Raw genomic sequence first — 4,610 nt, forward strand, 5'->3', positions numbered from 1 at the left:
GCAACCCGGTTGTTCACCCCTAAACCCGCACCCCCGCGACCCGTTACCGCTTTGTCCTAAGCAGTCCCCGCCCCGCCGCCTGCTGCATCACCCGATCACCGCTCCAGGCGAGAATCGTCGGGTGCGTCATGCCGAGCTGCGTGACCCAGCGCGGATCACCCAGCCCCACCAGCACCACGGTGCGCTGCAGCGCTTCGGCCTGCTCGATGAGCGACTTCACCGCTGCCACCGTGTCGTCGCGCAGTGTGTGGCGTCCCTTGCCCGGCAGGTAGTCGGCGAACAACGCGATCACGAACGGTCCACCGCTGGCCGGTGTGGGCGCACTCACGATGCGTGCATCGTTGCCGGCGAGGCGCATGGCATCCACGATGCCGGTGCGATCGGCACGACGTCCGATGACATCATCATCGTCGTCGACAATGGCCATTTCGGTGACCACACCCATCGGCGGAATGGGCTCGTGCTCGAGGCGCAGCACCTTGTCGGCCAGCAGCGCGCCCCATGCGGTGTCGGCACCACTCGGACGGCGCCAGTCGTTTGGCGGCGAGGCCCACTGCGCCCACTTGAGACGACGACGCACCGACTGCCGCACACGCTCGGGGTCGAGCGTGCCATCGTCGAGTGCTGTTTCGAGCGCACTCAGCGCGGCTTCGAGTTCGCCCGGATCAAGCAGTACATCGCAGCCTGCACGCAGCGCGAGCACCGCCGCCTCGGCCGGTGTACGCGTGGCCGTCACGGCCGCCAGTGTGAGCGCGTCGGACACCAGCAGGTTGTCGAACTTGAGCTGCTGACGCAGCAACCACTGCAGCATCTCACGCGACAGCGTGGCCGGCTCACGGCTCGAATCGAGCGCGGGGTACGACACATGCGCCGTCATCATGCTGGCCACACCGCCACTGATGGCCGCGCGGAACGGATGCAGATCCAGTTCCTTGAGCTGATCGGCCGGCGTGTCGACGACGGGCAATTCGCGATGCGGATCGGTGGTCACGCGCGCGATACCGGGGAAGTGCTTCGCACACGCGAGCACGCCTTCCGCCTGACAGGCTTCGATCCACGCCGTGACGAGCTGTCCCACCTTGCGTGCATCGTTGCCGAGCGCGCGTGATCCGATGAGCGGATTCTCGGTGAGCATGTCGAGATCACACACCGGGCCGAGATTCCAGTTGACGCCCATGGTGCGCGCTTCACGTGCCGTGAGACGCGCGGCACGGCGCAATGACTCGATATCACCCAGCGCCGTGATGGCCGCGAGTGGCGGCAGACCCGTCGCGCTGGCGAACTGCTGCCCCGCGCCGCGTTCGAGCTCGGCGGCGATGAGCAGCGGATGGCGCGACTTGAGTTGCAGCTCCTTGGCCAGCGCACGCACGCTGTCCTGCTCGCCACCAACGAGCTGAAAACCACCCACACCCAAGGCCAGCGCCTGGTCGATGAGGGGGCGCGCTTCGGCAAAGCCGCGCTCGGGGGTCCAGCGAATGACCGGCAGCAATAGCTGTGCGAGGTCGCGACGCGACTGTTCGCTCATGACGTCAAACTCGGGGCTACGGGGGTAAACGCACCTAGCACACGCGGTGCGCGGGCCCCGGTCGCGGTGGGCACGTTGCCCGGGCGACCAGTGAGATGAAGATAACCAAGAAGCGCGAACGCTACGGCTTCTTTCGCTTCGGCATCGAAAAAGAGATCGTCGAACAGGCGCACCGCTGGCACCGGGCGACCGAATCGCTCGCCGTGCCACATGAACGCGCCCTCGATACAGCGCACCAGGAAGGGGTTGCGCGCACCGCCGCCGGACAGCACCACATCGGCCGGTGACTCGGTGATGAACCGCGTGTATTGGTCACCAATCGTGGCCGCCGTGAAGGCGCAGGCGGTGGCCACGATATCGGCGGGCGCGCCACCCGCCGCCGTGCAGCGCTCGATGAACGCGTCGATGAACGCCGGCGTGAACAGCTCGCGCCCGGTGCTCTTGGGCGGCGCGTCGTGCAGATACGGCAGTTCGAGCATTTCGATCACGATCTTCTCGAGAATGCGCCCAGACCCGGCAATCGCGGCATCCCGATCGAATGGCAGGCCGAACAGCCGCTGCGTCACGCCGTCGATGATCACCACACCGGGGCCAGTGTCGAAGGCGCGCACGATGTCGTTATCGTCGCCACCACCCGGTGGCACGAGCGTCACATTGCCGATGCCACCGATATTCTGCAGTGCACGCCACGCCGTGGGATGCGAGAAGAGCACCCGGTCGGCCATCGGCACGAGCGGTGCACCCTGCCCGCCCACCGCCATGTCGCGCACACGGAAATCGTTGATCACCGCGCAGCCGGTGCGTTCCGCGATGCGGGCCGCATCACCGATCTGCCAGGTGCTGTGTCCGGGTTCATGCCATAGCGTCTGACCATGCGACGCCACGGCCTGCACATCGGCGGCGCTCACACCCGCGCCGCGCATGGCGGCCAGTGCAGCATCACCCAGCCAGTCGCCGAGATCGGCGGACAGACGGCAGTAGTCGCGCGCACTGCCCTGATGCATGGCCGCGAGCAAACGCTCACGCGCCGACGCATCGTAGGCGTGCTGCGTGGCGTGCAACACGTCGGCGTGCACACGTCCGTCGTGCTCGGTGAATCGCACGACCGCCGCACTGATCCCGTCGAGTGATGTCCCCGACATCAACCCGACGAGCACTGCGCCGTCGCGCGGCGCGGGTGCTGTCACGATGCGTGCTCGGCGGCGACGGCCGGCGGAGCGTTGGGCACCACGCGGCGGATCACACCACCTTCGGCGGCGAGTCGTGCATCGGCCGTGGCGGCATCGACACTCAGTGCGTGCATCACGAGCGCGCGCTTCACGCGTCCATCGGCGGCGACCAGCAGGGCGCGTGCATCGTCCCGCGAGATGCCCGTCACCTCCATCACGATGCGCTCGGCGCGGTCCTGCAGCTTCACATTGGTCGCGCGCAGGTCGACCATGAGATTGCCGTAGCTCTTGCCGATGCGGATCATCGCGCCGGTGGTGAGCAGGTTGCACACCAGCTTCGTGGCGGTGCCGGCCTTGAGGCGCGTGGAACCGGTGAGCACTTCGGGACCAACGATGGGCAGCATGTATACATCGGCCACCGCGCGCATGGCCGCGGGCGGCTCGGTGCAGGCGATGAGCGCGGTGGTGGCACCCAGTTCCCGCGCGCGGGCGAGCGCGCCACGCACATAGGGCGTCGTGCCCGATGCCGCGATGCCCACCACCACATCACCGTGTGTGACATCACGCGCATCCATTTCGGCGGCGCCGGCCACCGGATCGTCCTCGGCGCCTTCGATGGGCGTGCGGAGCGCGCGGTCACCGCCGGCAATGATACCGACCACCATGCTCGGGTCGGTGCCGAACGTGGGCGGGCACTCGCTGGCGTCGAGTACCCCCAGGCGTCCCGACGTGCCCGCGCCGATGTACAGCAGGCGGCGTCCCGCGCGGAATGCGGTCTCGATATGCCCGATCGTGGTCGCAATCGCCTCACGCTGCGAGGCCACGGCGTCGGCGACGAGTCGATCTTCGGCGTTGATCTGATCGACGATGTCCAGCGGCGACGCGAGGTCGATATCGACCGTGCGGGGATTGCGCCGTTCCGTGACGCGGGAATCGAGCGTAGGGGTGCTCACGATGACCTGATTGGGGACAGTCCGCACACGAATGAATCCGTGGGTGTCCCCTGCGGAACACGGGCGGTAAGTTGACTGCTGAATCAAAACTAGGACTCAGCTTGTCTCGGAGGCAACCCGGAATGCACGAAGCTGGCGGCGCTGCAATGCTCCACTCACGGACGCGTCGTCATATCGCGGTTCGCCTGTGCGCGACACTCGTGCTGACCCTGGCGTGGCTCGGCGCGGCGGCGCCGCTCGCCGCGCAGATCCGCGGACGCCCACCGGTGCGCCAGCAGAGCAGCCCGTGGTGGATCTCCGGCGGCGCGTCGGCCACGGTGCTTGGCGATATCGCCGACGGCGCCACACAGTCGCGTTGGCGGTTTGGCAACGATCCGCTCTGGCAGATGCGCGGCACCATCGAAAAGGCCACGGACGAGTTCACTACGATCGGACTGGCCGTGTCGTATGGCCGCGTGGACCTGATGCTCGAGCCGCTGAATGATCTGGCTATTGGCTCGCCCAATGGTGTGCAGGATGGCACACCGGGTTGCACGACGGGCTGTGCTGCCGAAACCGAGCTATACACGGCCATGGCGCAGTTTCGCAGCGGCGGCGGCCCGGGATTTCATACGTTCTTCGAAGCACAGGCCGGCGTGACCGCGTTCCGCAATCTGCGCGTGAAGTCAACGCGTATCGCAGTCGGCACCAAGACGATGCAGACCGATCTGAGCGGCACCATCGGTGGTGGGTTTGGCTATACGCTGTCGCCCGGCTTTGCGATCACGCTGGTGCAGGACTTTGGCATGGGCTGGCACGCCAAGGCCGACCGACCCGAGGGCGCCGGCCGCACCTGGCGGGTGCGCAACACACGCGCATCGCTGCGCTTCGCGCTGTAGGCTTCGTGGTACTCCTTCCTTCCTCCTTCCCTTCCCGATGATCGCTTCCTTCGTTTCGGAGCTATCGCGTCGATCGGCCGGCGTG

General features: G+C 67.1%; 4 protein-coding genes. 1 reads left to right on the forward strand and 3 read right to left on the reverse strand.

The window, feature by feature from the left end:
- Positions 1-43: 43 nt before the first annotated feature.
- From VGE27_RS09260 to murQ, 3 genes are read right to left on the reverse strand one after another with little or no spacing between them, the layout of a single operon-like run.
- Complete coding sequence (locus VGE27_RS09260) at positions 44-1,525, reverse strand: glycoside hydrolase family 3 protein (RefSeq protein WP_331049365.1); 1,482 nt, start codon at positions 1,523-1,525, stop codon at positions 44-46.
- Entirely contained in the window at positions 1,522-2,712 is a 1,191-nt protein-coding gene (locus VGE27_RS09265) for an anhydro-N-acetylmuramic acid kinase (protein ID WP_331049366.1), read from the reverse strand. The genes VGE27_RS09260 and VGE27_RS09265 overlap by 4 nt, the downstream gene beginning before the upstream one ends.
- Positions 2,709-3,647 (reverse strand): N-acetylmuramic acid 6-phosphate etherase, encoded by a 939-nt coding sequence (gene murQ / locus VGE27_RS09270; protein WP_331049367.1) that lies wholly within the window; start codon positions 3,645-3,647, stop codon positions 2,709-2,711. Before murQ ends, VGE27_RS09265 begins: the two co-directional genes overlap by 4 nt.
- Positions 3,648-3,793: 146 nt before the next feature.
- Here murQ and VGE27_RS09275 point away from each other — a divergent pair, with 146 nt between their 5' ends.
- A complete protein-coding gene (locus tag VGE27_RS09275) occupies positions 3,794-4,525 on the forward strand; it encodes a hypothetical protein (RefSeq protein WP_331049368.1) in 732 nt (243 codons plus the stop codon).
- The last annotated feature ends 85 nt before the right edge of the window (positions 4,526-4,610 follow it).

The sequence above is a fragment of the Gemmatimonas sp. genome (assembly GCF_036405635.1).
Taxonomy (GTDB): Bacteria; Gemmatimonadota; Gemmatimonadetes; order Gemmatimonadales; family Gemmatimonadaceae; genus Gemmatimonas.

Coding starts and splice junctions, on each gene's coding strand:
- VGE27_RS09260 (WP_331049365.1), bottom strand. CDS start 1,525: ATGAGCGAACAGTCGCGTCGCGACCTCGCACAGCTATTGCTGCCGGTC.
- VGE27_RS09275 (WP_331049368.1), top strand. CDS start 3,794: ATGCTCCACTCACGGACGCGTCGTCATATCGCGGTTCGCCTGTGCGCG.